This window comes from Inquilinus sp. (genome assembly GCF_039594555.1).
Taxonomy (GTDB): domain Bacteria; phylum Pseudomonadota; class Alphaproteobacteria; order DSM-16000; family Inquilinaceae; genus Inquilinus.
Window position 1 is genome coordinate 1 of sequence record NZ_JBCNNF010000181.1, and the last position, 13,637, is coordinate 13,637.

Annotated in this window: 15 protein-coding genes; 3 read left to right on the plus strand and 12 right to left on the minus strand. The window is 70.0% G+C overall.

Going from position 1 to position 13,637, the window contains the following annotated elements:
• A partial coding sequence (locus ABDW35_RS19470) for a winged helix-turn-helix domain-containing protein (protein ID WP_343715539.1) occupies positions 1 to 1,182 on the minus strand: 1,182 nt, incomplete at its 3' end.
• A 610-nt stretch (positions 1,183 to 1,792) separates the two neighbouring features.
• Between ABDW35_RS19470 and ABDW35_RS19475 the strand changes: the two genes are divergently transcribed.
• The 3 genes from ABDW35_RS19475 (at position 1,793) to ABDW35_RS19485 (ending at position 3,366) form a co-directional block, all read left to right on the plus strand.
• Entirely contained in the window at positions 1,793 to 2,173 is a 381-nt protein-coding gene (locus ABDW35_RS19475) for a nuclear transport factor 2 family protein (protein ID WP_343715540.1), read from the plus strand.
• Between the two features lie 141 nt (positions 2,174 to 2,314).
• Positions 2,315 to 3,055, plus strand: coding sequence for a DUF6683 family protein (locus tag ABDW35_RS19480; protein WP_343715541.1), 741 nt, complete (start codon positions 2,315 to 2,317; stop codon positions 3,053 to 3,055).
• A gap of 65 nt (positions 3,056 to 3,120) precedes the next feature.
• The gene (locus ABDW35_RS19485) at positions 3,121 to 3,366 is read left to right on the plus strand and encodes a DUF6683 family protein (RefSeq protein WP_343715542.1); all 246 of its coding nucleotides are present in this window, start codon (positions 3,121 to 3,123) and stop codon (positions 3,364 to 3,366) included.
• A 164-nt stretch (positions 3,367 to 3,530) separates the two neighbouring features.
• Here ABDW35_RS19485 and ABDW35_RS19490 read toward each other — a convergent pair whose 3' ends face one another.
• The 11 genes from ABDW35_RS19490 to nrfD are packed head-to-tail and all read right to left on the minus strand — an operon-like array spanning position 3,531 to position 13,447.
• Positions 3,531 to 5,939 (minus strand): membrane-bound PQQ-dependent dehydrogenase, glucose/quinate/shikimate family, encoded by a 2,409-nt coding sequence (locus ABDW35_RS19490; protein WP_343715543.1) that lies wholly within the window; start codon positions 5,937 to 5,939, stop codon positions 3,531 to 3,533.
• A 39-nt stretch (positions 5,940 to 5,978) separates the two neighbouring features.
• Positions 5,979 to 6,245, minus strand: coding sequence for a cytochrome C oxidase subunit IV family protein (locus ABDW35_RS19495; protein WP_343715544.1), 267 nt, complete (start codon positions 6,243 to 6,245; stop codon positions 5,979 to 5,981).
• Between the two features lie 4 nt (positions 6,246 to 6,249).
• A complete protein-coding gene (locus tag ABDW35_RS19500; RefSeq protein WP_343715545.1) occupies positions 6,250 to 6,876 on the minus strand; it encodes a cytochrome c oxidase subunit 3 in 627 nt (208 codons plus the stop codon).
• Positions 6,869 to 8,524, minus strand: a complete 1,656-nt coding sequence (locus ABDW35_RS19505; RefSeq protein ID WP_343715546.1) for a cbb3-type cytochrome c oxidase subunit I — start codon at positions 8,522 to 8,524, stop codon at positions 6,869 to 6,871. Before ABDW35_RS19505 ends, ABDW35_RS19500 begins: the two co-directional genes overlap by 8 nt.
• The gene (gene coxB, locus ABDW35_RS19510; protein WP_343715547.1) at positions 8,521 to 9,471 is read right to left on the minus strand and encodes a cytochrome c oxidase subunit II; all 951 of its coding nucleotides are present in this window, start codon (positions 9,469 to 9,471) and stop codon (positions 8,521 to 8,523) included. Before coxB ends, ABDW35_RS19505 begins: the two co-directional genes overlap by 4 nt.
• Positions 9,468 to 10,250: an SCO family protein gene (locus tag ABDW35_RS19515; RefSeq protein WP_343715548.1), complete on the minus strand. Its 783-nt coding sequence runs from the start codon at positions 10,248 to 10,250 to the stop codon at positions 9,468 to 9,470. The genes coxB and ABDW35_RS19515 overlap by 4 nt, the downstream gene beginning before the upstream one ends.
• The gene (locus ABDW35_RS19520; protein ID WP_343715549.1) at positions 10,247 to 10,606 is read right to left on the minus strand and encodes a hypothetical protein; all 360 of its coding nucleotides are present in this window, start codon (positions 10,604 to 10,606) and stop codon (positions 10,247 to 10,249) included. Before ABDW35_RS19520 ends, ABDW35_RS19515 begins: the two co-directional genes overlap by 4 nt.
• Positions 10,603 to 11,658: a hypothetical protein gene (locus ABDW35_RS19525; protein WP_343715550.1), complete on the minus strand. Its 1,056-nt coding sequence runs from the start codon at positions 11,656 to 11,658 to the stop codon at positions 10,603 to 10,605. Before ABDW35_RS19525 ends, ABDW35_RS19520 begins: the two co-directional genes overlap by 4 nt.
• A complete protein-coding gene (locus tag ABDW35_RS19530; protein ID WP_343715551.1) occupies positions 11,648 to 12,184 on the minus strand; it encodes a cytochrome c in 537 nt (178 codons plus the stop codon). Before ABDW35_RS19530 ends, ABDW35_RS19525 begins: the two co-directional genes overlap by 11 nt.
• Positions 12,181 to 12,738, minus strand: coding sequence for a DUF3341 domain-containing protein (locus tag ABDW35_RS19535; RefSeq protein WP_343715552.1), 558 nt, complete (start codon positions 12,736 to 12,738; stop codon positions 12,181 to 12,183). The genes ABDW35_RS19530 and ABDW35_RS19535 overlap by 4 nt, the downstream gene beginning before the upstream one ends.
• Complete coding sequence (nrfD, locus tag ABDW35_RS19540) at positions 12,731 to 13,447, minus strand: NrfD/PsrC family molybdoenzyme membrane anchor subunit (RefSeq protein ID WP_343715553.1); 717 nt, start codon at positions 13,445 to 13,447, stop codon at positions 12,731 to 12,733. Before nrfD ends, ABDW35_RS19535 begins: the two co-directional genes overlap by 8 nt.
• Positions 13,448 to 13,637: the final 190 nt, after the last annotated feature.

Genomic DNA, 13,637 nt, shown 5'->3' on the forward strand with positions numbered 1-13,637 from the left:
GTGGATGCCCTCGGGGCCGGCGATGGCATCGCCCGCGGCCACGGCGCAGGCGGCTTCAAGCGTGAAATCGCCGGCGAACACGGCCAGGCGGCACAGGATCGCGCGCTCGTCCTCCGGCAGCAGCCCGTAGCTCCAGTCGAGCGTCGCGGCCATGGTCTGCTGCCGCGCCGGAGCGGTCCTTCGCCCCCGGCTCCGGAGCCGGAACCCGTCATCGAGGAGGGCCGAGAGCTCACGGATGCCGAAGGCGTCGACGCGGGCGGCCGCGAGTTCGATCGCCAGCGCGATGCCGTCCAGCCTCCGGCAGATCTCGGCCACAACGGGCGCCTCGGCATCGCCGAACGCGAAATCCTCCCGGCTTGCCGTCGCGCGCTCGACGAAGAGCTGCACGGCCGGAAAGCTGAGCGCCTCCGCCGCCGTCGGGTCGGACCGGCCGGGTGGGCTGGTCAGTGGCGGCAGGCGGTGGACATGCTCCTCCCGCAGCCGCAGCGGTTCCCGGCTGGTCGCCAGGACGTGCACGCCCGGGGCGCCGGCGATGAGCCGCTCCGCCACCGCAGCCGCGGCGCCGATGACGTGCTCGCAATTGTCGAGCAGGATCAGCAGCCGCTTGTTGCGCAGATCGGCCGTCAGCCCGCCGGTGACGTCCTGTGAGCGGGCGGTCAGCCCGAGCGCGAAAGCCACGGTGCCCGGCACCAGCTGCGGGTCGCGCAGCGGCGCCAGGTCGACGAACCAGATCCCGTCCTCATAGGCCGCGAACAGTGCGTCCGCCGCGGCCAGCGCGACGGTGGTCTTGCCGATGCCCCCGGGCCCGACGATGGAAACGATGCGATGCCGCGGCAGCTGCTGCAGCACCGCGCCGAGGGCGTCCGCGCGGCCGATAGCCCGCATCGAGGACAACGGCAGGTTGTGCAGGCGCGGCGCGGCGGGATGGTGCACCGCCGGTTCGCTGCGCTCCACCGGCGCGACGAAGCGATAGCCGCGGCCGGACACGCTGGCGACATAGCGGTGCCCGTGCCGGCCTTCGCCGAGCGCCTTGCGCAGCGCGGTCATCTGGACCCGGAGATTGCCCTCCTCAACGACGACGCCGGGCCAGGCGCGGGCCATCAGCTCAGCCTTGGTGACCAGCTCGCCCGAGCGTTCGACCAGCGCGGTCAGGAGCTCCAGCGACCGATGACCCAGGCGCACCGGCCTGTCCTCTTCCAGCAGGAGCTGCCGGGACGGGAGCAGGCGAAATGGGCCGAATGAAAAGGCGCGTTCGCGCGCGGCGGACGCGTCGACCACAACGGTTTAACCTCTTTTTGCAATCTCTAACTTGACAGAGTATGGGCGCCCTTCCGGCTTGTCCATCGTGTCGCTACGCGCCGCCCATCAGCCAGCGGCCATCGCCTCACGTTCCGGATTCAGAAGCCGACAGCCGCGAGCGAACGCAATCTCGGAACTCGAGGAGCCTTGAGCGCGGCCAAGGCCCTCCGGCAAGCCTGGAAAGACCCATTGCAAGCGATCCATGCAGAATGACGGCCGACAGGCTGTCGCCAACCTCGCTCCTGAGGTCGTCGACCACGGCCTCAATAAAGATGCGGAGCTCCTAGCCGGCGGTGTTCAAACAAACTCCGGACATGACTGCAACATACCTCTGATCCGGTGCCGCATGGCGAATGCTCGCCGACAGCTCACCCAGGAGACCGCTCGACCGCTAAGGGCGCCTGCATCAAGCCTGTCGGCCGCTTGTAGCGTTGTCGAGCACTGCTCGCTACCCTGTACCGCCCGACCATGTTGCCAGGACGGAGCACCAGGCATGGACGAGAACAGGGTCCGGGAGGCGCTCGATCGACACTGGGCCGCCTCCGACGCCAGCGACTTCGACGCCGAGCACGCGATCTACCACGACGACGCGCTGCTCGAATATCCGCAGTCGGGCGAGCGCATCCGCGGCCGGCACAACATCCAGGCCTCCCGCGCCGCGCAGCCGAACACCAAGCGCTTCAGGGTGCGCCGCATCATCGGCGCGGGCGATCTGTGGCTGACGGAATTCATCCTCGACTATGATGGCCGGCCGTCCTTCACCGTAAGCGTCATGGAGTTCCGGGACGGCAAGGTCGCGCGCGAGACCCAGTATTTCGCCGACCCGTTCGAGCCCGGCCCCTCCCGCGCGCAATGGGTCGAGCGCATGGGCTGACCCGGCTCGCCGGCCCCGTCACCCGGACAGACCGGCCATGGCCCGCCGGACATGTGAGCGTCTGGTGCTTGTGCTTTGTAATGTCGGGGGCTGGCCGCTGGGCTAGCATGGCCCCACACTGCCTGGCTTGGAGACATCGCCATGAAACTGCTCCCGGCAGCGGGCCTGCTGCTGCTCCTGACCGGCGCGGCCCATGCGCAGTATGACGCCGGCGCCACGGTGGGCCTCGGCCAGGGCATGATGCTCAACAACTCGGCCATCGGCTCCGCTGTGATGGGCGACGTGATCCTGCAGCAAGGGCGCCGGACTGCCGGCCCCGGTGCCGGCGGTTCGCGCGACCGCAGCGCGGTGAGCGAGGCCAGCCTCGCGGCCCTGCGGTTCCATCCCTCCGACGAGGTGAGCCAGGCCGTGCTGGACCGCATCGCCAGGCAGTTCGGCGGCCGCCAGCCGGACAGCTACCGGCGGGCGCTGGTCCGCGACGGCGTGCTGGCAAAGTTCGCCAACCTGCTGCAGCAGCTTGGCTACGACAGCCACGATGTGGCCGACGCCTATACCGCCTATCTGGTGCTGTCGTGGGAGGTGGCGAATGATGGCGACGCCATGCAATACCGCTCCGGCATCGATGCCTCGCGCCGCAGCATGAGGCTGGCGCTGGCCCGCAATCCACGCTTCACCTCGATGCCGGATGCGCAGAAGCAGGAGATGGCCGAGACCTTCGGCTATCTGGCGATGATTGCCGTGGCCACGCGCGACGAGCTGCGGCGCAAGGACGACCAGACGGGCCTCTCCAGGTTGCGGGACGGGGTCAACAGCATGGCGCAGAGAATGGGCGTGAATCTGCGTGCCATCAAAATGACGCCGCAAGGCTTCGTGGCGCTCTGACGGCACCGGCTGGCCTCGCCATGGCCCGATCATGGCCGTCGTCGCGTTCATGTCGCAGATTTGCCATGGTGCGCGACCGGCTGTGTGCAAGCCTTGCCGCCAGTCCAGCGGTTGCCCGGATGACCGACGCGGACAAGCAGCGGGCGGCCGAGACGATGGCTGTCCTTGCCATGCTGGCGGCCGTCAGCCGCGACGGTTTGAGCCGCAGCGGCGATGCCGGCCGACTGCAGCAGCTTCAGGAGGCCGCGCTGCGGTTCGGAGTGGATCTCAGCCGGCTGGCCTTCACCGATCGGGGTTTCGTGCCGCGTTAAGAGCGAGCCGCGAGGGGCGGCGGTTTCGACGCCGAGAGGCAAGGCCGAGCTCGGGGCATCGTGGAACTGGCGGGATCGGTCAGGGCGCAGTTGAAAGCGCCGATCTCGCCCCTGTCGCTGGTGTCGGACAGCAGCCAGACATTGTTGTCGTCCAGGATCCCGGGTCACGGCAGGGCGTAGGCGATGACATAGTCGCCGGTGCGGGTGCCCAGCCCGCTGTGGCCGCCTGCCGCGATCGCGACATACTGCTTGCCGTTCACCGCATAGGACATCGGCGTCGCCTGGCCGCCGGCGGGCAGCCGCGCCTGCCACAGCACCTCGCCCGTCGCCTCGTCGATCGCGCGGAGATAGTCGTCGGCGGTGGCGCCGATGAAGATCACCCCGCCCGCCGTGACCATGTTGCCGCCGATGTTGAAGATGCCGGTGGGCAGCGGCAGGTTGGCGTGCAGCCCGAAGGGACCGGTGTCGCGGGTGGTGCCGATCGGGTGCTGCCAGACGATCCGGCGCGTCGTCAGGTCGATCGCGGTCAGCGTGCCCCAGGGCGGCGGGTTGCAGGGCACGCCGAGGATGTTCAGCCAGGGATGGACCCGGCCGACATAGGGCGTGCCGTATTGCGGCGCCAGCTCGCCGCCGATCTTGGGCTCGTCGCCCTGGCCGTTCCAGGGCGGCACCATGCCGTTCTTCTCGAACGGCTCCCGCGGCAGCAGCGAGATCATGAAAGGGATGTAGTTGGCATTGGCGATCAGCAGCTTGCGCTCCGGGTCGATCGCGGCGCCGTGCCAGTCGATCACACCGTCGAAGGCCGGATAGACGATGGTGTCGCGCAGCTGCGGCGGCGTGAACTGGCCTTGATAGGCGGCGCGGCGGAAGGCGATGCGGCAGGCCAGCTGGTCGACCGGCGTGGCGCCCCACATCGAGGCCTCAGTCAGGTCGGCCGGGGTCAGCGACGGCAAGCCGGTGGCATAGGGCTGGGTCGGCGACAGGCGCTCGCCCGGCACGCCGTCCTGCGGCACCGGCTTCTCGGCGACCGCGGTGACCGGCATGCCGGTGCGGCGGTCGAGCATGAAGAACTCGCCGCGCTTGGTGCTCTGGACCAGTGCCGGCACGGTTCCGCCCTTGCCGTCCGGGACGTCGACCAGCGACGGGCCGACCGGCAGGTCCATGTCCCAGACGTCGTGATGCGCGGTCTGGAAATGCCAGCGCGGCGCACCGCTCTCGATGTCGAGGGCGACGATCGAGCTGGAATATGCGTCGTCGAACGGCCGCCGGTTGCCGCCGAAATAGTCCGGCGTGGCGTTGCCGAGCGGCAGGTAGACCAGGCCGAGGTCCGGGTCGGCCGTGTAGGCGCCCCAGGCGTTGGGCGTGCCGCGGGTCAGGACGCCATCCGGGCCGGGCTTGAACGCCTGCTGCCCCTCCGGCCGGCCGAGATCCCAGGCCCAGGCGATCGTGCCGGTGACCGGGTCGAAGGCGCGCACCGCGCCGGACGGCTCGCCCTCCGCCTGGTTGTCGTAGACCCAGCCGCCAAGGATCACCCGGTCCTTCAGCACCAGCGGCGGCGAGGTCACGAAGTGGAACCCGCGCGGCACATGGCCGAGATACTGGGTCAGCGAGATAAAGCCGTGCTGGCCGAAATCCTCGCAGGGCCTGCCGGTCTCGGCATTCAGCGCCATCAGCCGGGCGTCGAGCACCGGGGCGATGATGCGCCGGGGACAGTCGGTGGCGGTGCCCGCCGGCGCCTCGTAATAGGCGACGCCGCGGCAGGCCAGGTAGACGTCGGACTCGGTGTCGGCCTTGGGATCGAAGCTCCACCTCTTCTGCCCGGTGGCGGCGTCGAAGGCGACGACCCAGCTGTGGCCGGTGCAGACATAGAGCGTGTCGCCGACCTTCAGCGGCGTGTCCTCGAAGTTGAACTCGTGGCCGGCATCGGTGCCACCCTTATCCTCGCCCGGCCGCATCGTGTCGCCCGTCTCGGCCGTCCAGGCCACCTTCAGGTTCTTGACCGTCTGCGGCGTGATCTGGTCGAGGGGCGAGAAGCGGTCGCCCTTCGGTGTCCGGCCATAGAAGCGCCAATCCTCGGCCGCCACGCTGGTATCGGCGGCGCCGGCGTCGCGTTGCGCCCGGGATGCGCCATCGATCCCGACCGGACGGGTGAAGGCATAGCCGGTGACGCCGAGGGTGACCACGACCGCCAGCGCCAGGGTCGCCGTCGCCATTCCTCTCGCCGGCCGCAGTCGCCTGGTGATCCAGGGCATCAGCAGCCAGAGGCCGAGCACCAGGGGCGCCACCACCCGCGGCTCCAGCTGCCAGCCGACCAGGCCGACCTCGGACACCGACCAGGCCCCTGTCCCGATCAGGACCAGGCCGTAGAGCCACAGCGCGGCGGCGGACCGGCGCAGCAGCAGAAGCCCCGTCAGCCCCAGCCCGATCCCGGCGGCGAGATAGTACCAGGAGCCGCCCAGGGCGATCAGCCAGCCGCCGCCGGCAATGAAGCCGAGGCCGAGGATGATGAACACGATACCGGTCACCAGGGGGCGGCGGTGTGCGGTCATGGCGGAGGGTCTTTCGTCGGGCATGCGTCCTCCCTGGGACAACTGGCCGAGGACGGAAGGAGTTCATCGGGTCAGGATGTCGGTGACGGCCAGTCCCATCAGCACCGCCAGCCAGGCGATCGCGCCCAGGGCGAAGATCCGCATCAGTCCGCCGCGTTCCCGCAGATGCATGAACACCCAAAGGATCAGCCCGGCCTTGACCGCGGCGATCGCCATGTTGGCGACCGGTTTCACCGATCCGATCGGCGCGAAGCTGGCGGCGATGGTGATCGCCAGCAGCGCCAGCAGGCCGGCCCAGGTCAGGAGGAGGGGGCGAAGCTCGCTCCACATGCCGTCACCGCACCAAATAGAGAACGGGGTAGAGGAACACCCAGACGATGTCGACGAAGTGCCAGTACAGGCCGGTCAGCTCCGCCGTCATCGCCTGCGCCGGCCGGCGCCGTGCGATCCGGCCGGCGAGCCACAGCACCAGCCCGATGCCGATCGTCAGATGGACCGCATGCAGCCCCGTCGCCGTCAGATAGAGGTTCAGGAACAGGGCCTGGGCCGGATCGGTCGGCACGGCCGGGGGCGCCAGGACCGGTATCAGCCCCTCGGCAGTGTCCTGGGCATATTCCAGTCCCTTCAGGCCGAGGAAGGCCAGCCCCAGCGCCGCGGTGGCCAGCAGGGCGGCGAGGGTGGCTTTTCGCCGGCCCTGGCGTGCGGCGACGGTCGCGATGGCCATGGCGAGGCTGGAGGTCAGCAGCACCACAGTGTTGATCGCCCCGAGCCACAGGTCGAGGCGGCTGGAGGCGGCGATCACCGCATCGGGGTGCTCGATGCGGTCGACCAGGGCGACGGCCAGGATGCCGCCGAACAGCATCACCTCCGTGCCGAGGAAGACGAACATCCCCATCCGGTCGGCCGCGGCCTGCTGCGCCGCGTCGGTGAAGGGTTCGCGCAGGCGCAGGCGCTCAGCCATCGTCGCCCCGCCGCTCGACCGGATAGGCGTAGGCGTTCTCCGTGACCATCGGGATCCGCTCGAAATTGTGCTTCGGCGGCGGCGACGGCACGGTCCATTCCAGCCCCTTGGCCTGCCAGGGGTTCGGGCCCGCCGGCGCGCCGTGGCGCAGCGAGTACAGCAGATAGGCGAAGGGCAGGATATAGGCGATGCCGAGCACGCTGGCCCCGGCAGTCGACAGCACGTGCAGCACCTGGAAGGCCGGGTCATAGACATGGTAGCGCCGTGGCATGCCGAGATAACCCAGCAGGAACTGCGGGAAGAAGGTCAGGTTGAAGCCGAGGAAGATGAAGATCGCCGTCAGCCGGCCCCAGATCCGCGAATAGGTGCGGCCGGTGATCTTCGGCCACCAGTAGTGCAGCGCCCCGAAGAAGGCGGAGACGGTGCCGCCGACCATGATGTAGTGGAAATGGGCGATGACGAAGGTGGTGTCGTGCACATGCACGTCGACCGCCAGCAGTGCCAGCATCAGCCCGGTCAGCCCGCCGATGACGAACAGGCCGATGAACGACATGGCGAAGAGAAACGGCGGCTCCAGCGAGATGTGGCCTTTGTAGAGCGTCGCCGTCCAGTTGTAGACCTTGATCGCCGACGGCACCGCGACGGCCAGGCTGAGGAAGGAGAACACGGCGCTGGCATACATCGACTGGCCGGCCACGAACATGTGGTGGCCCCAGACCAGGAAGCCGATCACCGCGATGGCGAGCGAGGAGAAGGCGACGAACCAGTAGCCGAACACCGGCTTGTGTGCCGCCGCCGCCACCAGCTCGCTGACCACGCCCATCGCCGGAAGGATCATGATGTAGACGGCCGGGTGGCTGTAGAACCAGAACAGGTGTTGGTACAGCAGCGGGTCGCCGCCCAACGCCGGGTCGAAGATGCCGATGCCGAACAGCCGCTCCGCCGCGATCAGCACCAGCGTCACCGACAGCACTGGTGTGGCCAGCACCAGCACCAGCGACGTCGCGTAATGCGACCAGACGAACAGCGGCAGCCGGCCCCAGCCCATGCCCGGCGCGCGCAGCGTGTGCACGGTGACGATGAAGTTCAGCCCGGTCAGGATCGAGGAGAAGCCGACGATGAACACGGCGGCGGCCGCGGCCACGACATGGCCGTTGGCGAACATGCTCGACAGCGGGGTGTAGAAGGTCCAGCCGGTGTCGACGCCGCCGGTCACCAGGACATAGATCGTGACCATGCCGCCCAGCACATAGATGTACCAGCTCAGCAGGTTCAGCCGCGGGAAGGCCAGGTCGCGCGCCCCGATCATCAGCGGGATCAGGAAGTTGCCGAAGGTGCTGGGGATCGACGGGATCAGGAAGAACCACACCATGATCACGCCATGGATGGTGAAGGCACGGTTGTAGCCCTCGTTGCTCAGCAGGTCACCCTGCGGCGTCAGCAGGTCCAGGCGGATCGCCGCCGCCGCGGCACCGCCGATGAAGAAGAAGGCGGTGATCGCGATCAGGTACAGGATGGCGATGCGCTTGTGGTCGGTGGTCAGCAGCCAGGACCGCAGGCTGTGCCCCGCCCGCAGATAGCTGGCTCGCTCCGCCTCCGTCGCGGCATGGACGCCGGTGGCGGGCAGATCGGCCTGGGTGTGCGTCATGGCGGAGGGCTCCCGGGCTGCGGGCCCAGCGACTTGATGTAGGCCACCAGCTGCTGCACCCCGCCCTCGTCCACCACGTTGCGGAAGGTCGGCATGATCGGCGGGTAGCCGGCGGCGACCTGGCTGTTGGGCTCGAGGATGCTGTCGCGGATGTACTGCTCGTCCGCGGTGACGATGCTGCCGTCCTGCAGCGGCACCGGCCGGCCGAACAGCCCCTCCAGCCGCGGCGCGTGGACGGTGGCGCCGGCGTCGTGGCAGCCGCTGCAGCCGAGCGACCGGAACAGCGCCTTGCCCTCCGCCGCCAGCGTGTCGCCACCCTGCGTGCCGGCCAGCCAGCTTGCATAGTCCTGGCCGGCCATCACCACCAGGCGGCCGCGCATCAGCGAATGGTCGGTGCCGCAGAACTGGGTGCATTCCAGCGGATAGCTGCCGGGCCGGTCGGCGTTGAACCACAGGGTCGTGTACCGGCCGGGCAGCACGTCCTGCTTCACCCGCAGCGCCGGCACGAATAGGCTGTGGATCACGTCCTCCGACGTCATGGTCAGCTTCACCGGCTGCCCGGCGGGGACGTGCAGGTCGTCGATCTCGCGCTGACCCTCGGGGTGCTGGAACTTCCACATCCAGCGCTTGGCGACGACATCGATCTCCATCGCATTCGCCGGCGGGCGGTGCAGGTCGAAATACAGCCAGGCGGCCCAGACGAAGAAGATGAGGGTCAGCAGGAACGGGATCGCCGCCCAGGACACCTCCAGCCAGACGTTGCGGTTGACCGGATGGGACCGGTCCGCCGCCTTGCCGCGGCGGTAGCGCACCGCGAAGACAACGATCAGGATGAAGACCGGCGCGGTCAGCGCCACCATCAGCACGGTGAAGGCGATCACCAGCAGGTCGACCTGACCGGCATGGGCCGAGGCCGCGTCGGGCCACAGCGGGATGAAGCCGCTCATGGCCGGCCGCCCCCGCGGCGGCGCTCGCGCCGCACCGCGAGGCCGACGAAGCCGCCCAGGGCCAGCACCGTGGCGCCGCCGCCGAGCTGCAGGAGCAGCCAGATCACCGAGGAATAGCGGCCCGTGGTCGGGTCGTAGTGGTAGCAGAGCAGCAGCAGCTGGTCGCCGAAGCTGCCGATAGCGCCCTGGCCGGCCTCGGTCAGGGCCAGGCGCAGATCGGTCGGGTCCGGCGCGACGCCGTACAGCCAGCGGGCCAGCCTTCCGTCCGGCGTCAGCACCGCGACGGCGGCGACATGGGCATACTGGCCGATGCCGGGATCGAAGGCATAGCGGTAGCCCAGCGCATCGGTCACCGCCCGGACATGGGCCTCCGTCCCGGTCAGGGCATGGATGCCTTCGGTCCCGCCGTTGCGCTGGTCGAGCGCCCGGACGGTCTTTTGCGCATCCCGCGGGCCTTCGGCCGGGTCGATGCCGAAGGCGATGACGGCGAAGTCCTGGCCCGGGCGATAGGGCTGGGCCGCCACGGCGCTCATCAGCCCGCCCAGCGTGACGCCGCAGATGTTCGGGCAGTTGTGCAGCACCGGCGCCAGCACGATCGGCTTGCCGCCGCCGAGCTGTCGCAGCGTCGCAGGCGCGCCGTTTTCGTCCATGAAGGTGAGGTCGACCGGCAGCTGCGCCCCCGGCTTCGGGTCGATGCCGGCGCCGGCGAAGGGGTCGAAGGCCATCGCGGCGGAGGCCGCGGCGAGCAGCAGGGTCAAGGCGGGCAGGAGCCGGATCATGGCGGATCCTCCGGCCCGGCCCAGCCGCGCTGCGCCTGCAGCCGCATCGCCTGCTCGATCGGGATGCGCACGCGCCCGGCGGCGCGGTCCACCCGGGCGGTGCCCTGCAGCTCTGCCAGCGCCCGGTTTTCAGCCGCGATGCGGTCCGCGGGCGGATTCGCCTGCAGGCGCGGCGGGGCCGGCACCGGCTGCGGCGGCGCCTCGGCGACTGGCCGGGCGTGCTGGAAGGTGCCGAGCATCGCCGCGACCAGCCCGGCGGAAAGCAGCAGGCCGACGAACAGGGCCAGCCCCGCCAGCAGGATCGGCCGGGCCGGCACGTCGTCCGCCTGGGGCGGCGCGGGTCGTGGCCGCCTCACGACGCCTCTCCTGTCCGCGCCTCGCGCCCGATCCGACCGTGCCAGGCCGCCGCGGCGGGGTAGGTGGCGCGCAGGAGCAGGCCGATGCCGGCGGCCGCCAGCGCGAAGGCGGGTCCGCCGATGCGGATGTCGACGGGGGCGCTGCCCGGCAGCACCAGCCAGGCGCATTCCAGGGCCTTGCCGAGCAACACCGGGGTCGCCAGCCACCGTACCGCCCGGGCGCTCTCGCGCATCCACGGCAGCATCAGCAGCAGCGTCGGGGCCAGATGCAGCAGCGCCACGGCCCATAGCAACTCGGCCCAGCCGGGGCCGCTGCGGCTGTCGTACCAGCGCACCCCCGGCGGCAGGTTGCCGGACCAGAGGATCACGTACTGCATGAAGGCGAGATAGGCCCAGAGCAGAATGGCGGTCAGCAGCAGGCCGGCCAGCACCGGCCGTCGGTCCGGCGGCGGATCGGGGGCGAGGATGATCGCCGTCGCCAGGGCCACGGTCATCTGCACCGACAGCCAGTACAGGCCGAAGCCGGAGGCGTGGAAGGACGGGTCGAGCGACAACACCCAGTCAACCGCGATGACCGCGCCGAACAGGATGCAGATCACAAGCCCGGCGCAGGCGATGGGGGCGGAGGCGCGCCGCCGCGCCAGCAGCAGGACGGCCAACCCGGTCAGGGCGGCGAACCAGGCGATGGTCCGCAGCGTGAAGAACCACGGTGTGAGATAGCCGGCCTGGAAACCGTTGAGAGGCGCGCCGTCGGCCCAGGGATAGATCGCGCCGAGGCCGGCCAGCACCGGCAGCAAGGCGAGGGCGGCCAGCGGCAACAGCAGGGTCAGGGCCTCCGCCGCCGGCATCAGCGCCCCGGCCCAGGCGCCCGGGATCAGGCGCATCATCATCACCAGCAGCACCGCGCCGATCGGCGCGCCGGTGCAGAAGGCGGCCGCCGCCAGCCAGCCGCGCAGCGCCGCGGCGGGATCGAGCAGGACCGCCGCCAGCGTCAGCAGACAGCAGGCGGCGCCGGCGATCCCAAGCGTCCGGGCGTGCGCGCTAGCCGCCATGCTCGGTCTCCAGGCGCTTGCGCTCGTCCTCCGGCAGGGCGGCGACCGGCGCGTCCCGGCTCAGCTGCAGCGCGCGGATATAGGCGGCGATCGCCCAGCGATCGGCCGGCGGCACCCGGTCGGCATAGGCGTACATGACGCCGTGGCCATGGGTGATCACGTCGACGATGTAGTCGGGTGCCGCCCGACGCAGCCGGTCGATGTGGAAGCTGGGCGGGTTGGGAAAGCCGCGGTCGGGCACCGTGCCGTGGCCGGTGCCGGCGGCATCGTGGCAGGGGACGCAGAAGATGGCATAGCGCTGCCGGCCGCGCTGCAGCAGCGCCGCCGTCATCGGCGGGCGGTCCCGCAGCGCTGCGGTCAGCGCCGCTTGGTCGCGCGACGCGGTGCCGTCGGGCGGCGCCTGCAGCGTCTTGCCGTCCGGGAACAGCTCCGAGGCGCCGTAATCCTTGTCGCGCGGCTGGCTGTCCATGTCGTTGCAGCCGGCCACGGCCAGCAGCGCGAGGAGGGCGAGGGGCAGGCGGCTCATGCCGGCTCCTCCCCGCGCGGCACCGCGTCGACCCGCACTGGGTCCAGCCCTTCCAGAAACCGGCGGGCCCGGTCGAAGCGCGGATCGTCGGCGAAGACGATCAGGAAGAAGGCGTCCGGCGCATCCAGCCGGAAGGTCTCCACCTCGAACAGCGGGTGGTTCAGCCGGGGCAGGCGGTTCAGCGCCAGCATGCCGACGATCCCGGCCAGCACCGCGAACAGCACCATCAGCTCGAAGGTGATCAGGCTGAAGGCGGGCGGGGCGACCAGCGGCCGGCCGCCGACATTCAGAGGGAAGTCATGGTTGGTGAAGACCTGCAGGCCGTAGCCGAGCAGGGCGCCGGCCACCCCACCGGCCAGGGTCAGCAGCGGCACTCGGTTGTCGCGGAGGCCGAGGATCTCGGCCAGCCCTTCCACCGGGAAGGGCGACGCCCCGTCGATCCGGCGGAACCCGGCCTTGCGTGCCTGCCGTGCCGCCTCCAGCAGCTGCTCGGGCGTACGGAACTCTGCCAGCAGCGCGACGGTCTCCGGGCGAAGGGAGGCGGACCTAGCCATGGCCGGCCTCCTCCTCGTGCTGCGCCTCCTCGATCTCGAAGGCGGAGATCACCGGCAGGAAGCGCACGAACAGCAGGAACGGCACCAGGAACACGCCGAACATGCCGGCCAACAGGCTCCATTCCCAGACGCTCGGCGCGTAGTCGCCCCAGGAGGAGACGAGATAGTCGCGGTACAGCGTGGTCACCAGCAGCATGAAGCGCTCGAACCACATGCCGATGGCGACCGACAGGCCGATGGCGAACAGCAGGGCCGGATGGCGCCGCACCCGGCGCCACCACAGCAGCTGCAGCGGCAGGAAGTTGCACAGCACCGCGCCCCAGTAGCTCCAGGCATAGGCGCCGGCCAGCCGGTCGGCCAGCGTCTGCAGCTCCTGCGGGTCGCCGCCATAGAGCGTGTCGAAGACCTCGGCCAGGTAGCCATAGGCGGTCATCAGCCCGGTCGCCAGCAGCAGCATACCGAGCCGGTCGAGATGCCGGCCGGTCACCAGCCGCTCGAGGCCGAGCGCATGGCGCAGCGCCACCGCGATCATGCTGACCACCGCGAAGCCGGAGAAGGCGGCGCCGAGCACGAAATAGGGCGGGAAGACCGTGGAGTTCCATCCCGGGATCGGCCCGGCGGCGAACAGCAGCGAGATCTCGGAATGCACCGAAACGACCAGCGGCACGGCGATCGCCGCGGTCAGCCGGTAGGCCTGGCGCCAGCGCATCCAATGGGATGCCTGGCCGCGCCAGCCCAGCGAGGCCACGCCGTAGAAGACCTGCGCCCGGCGGGCCTTCGCCCGGTCCCGACGTACCTACCCGGTGGGGCTATGGAAAAAAGCGATTATTCAGTTGTGTTACGATCTGATATCTCCCTTTTTCTTACTGTTGCTGTTATTTCTGGCGGCTTTTTATTTC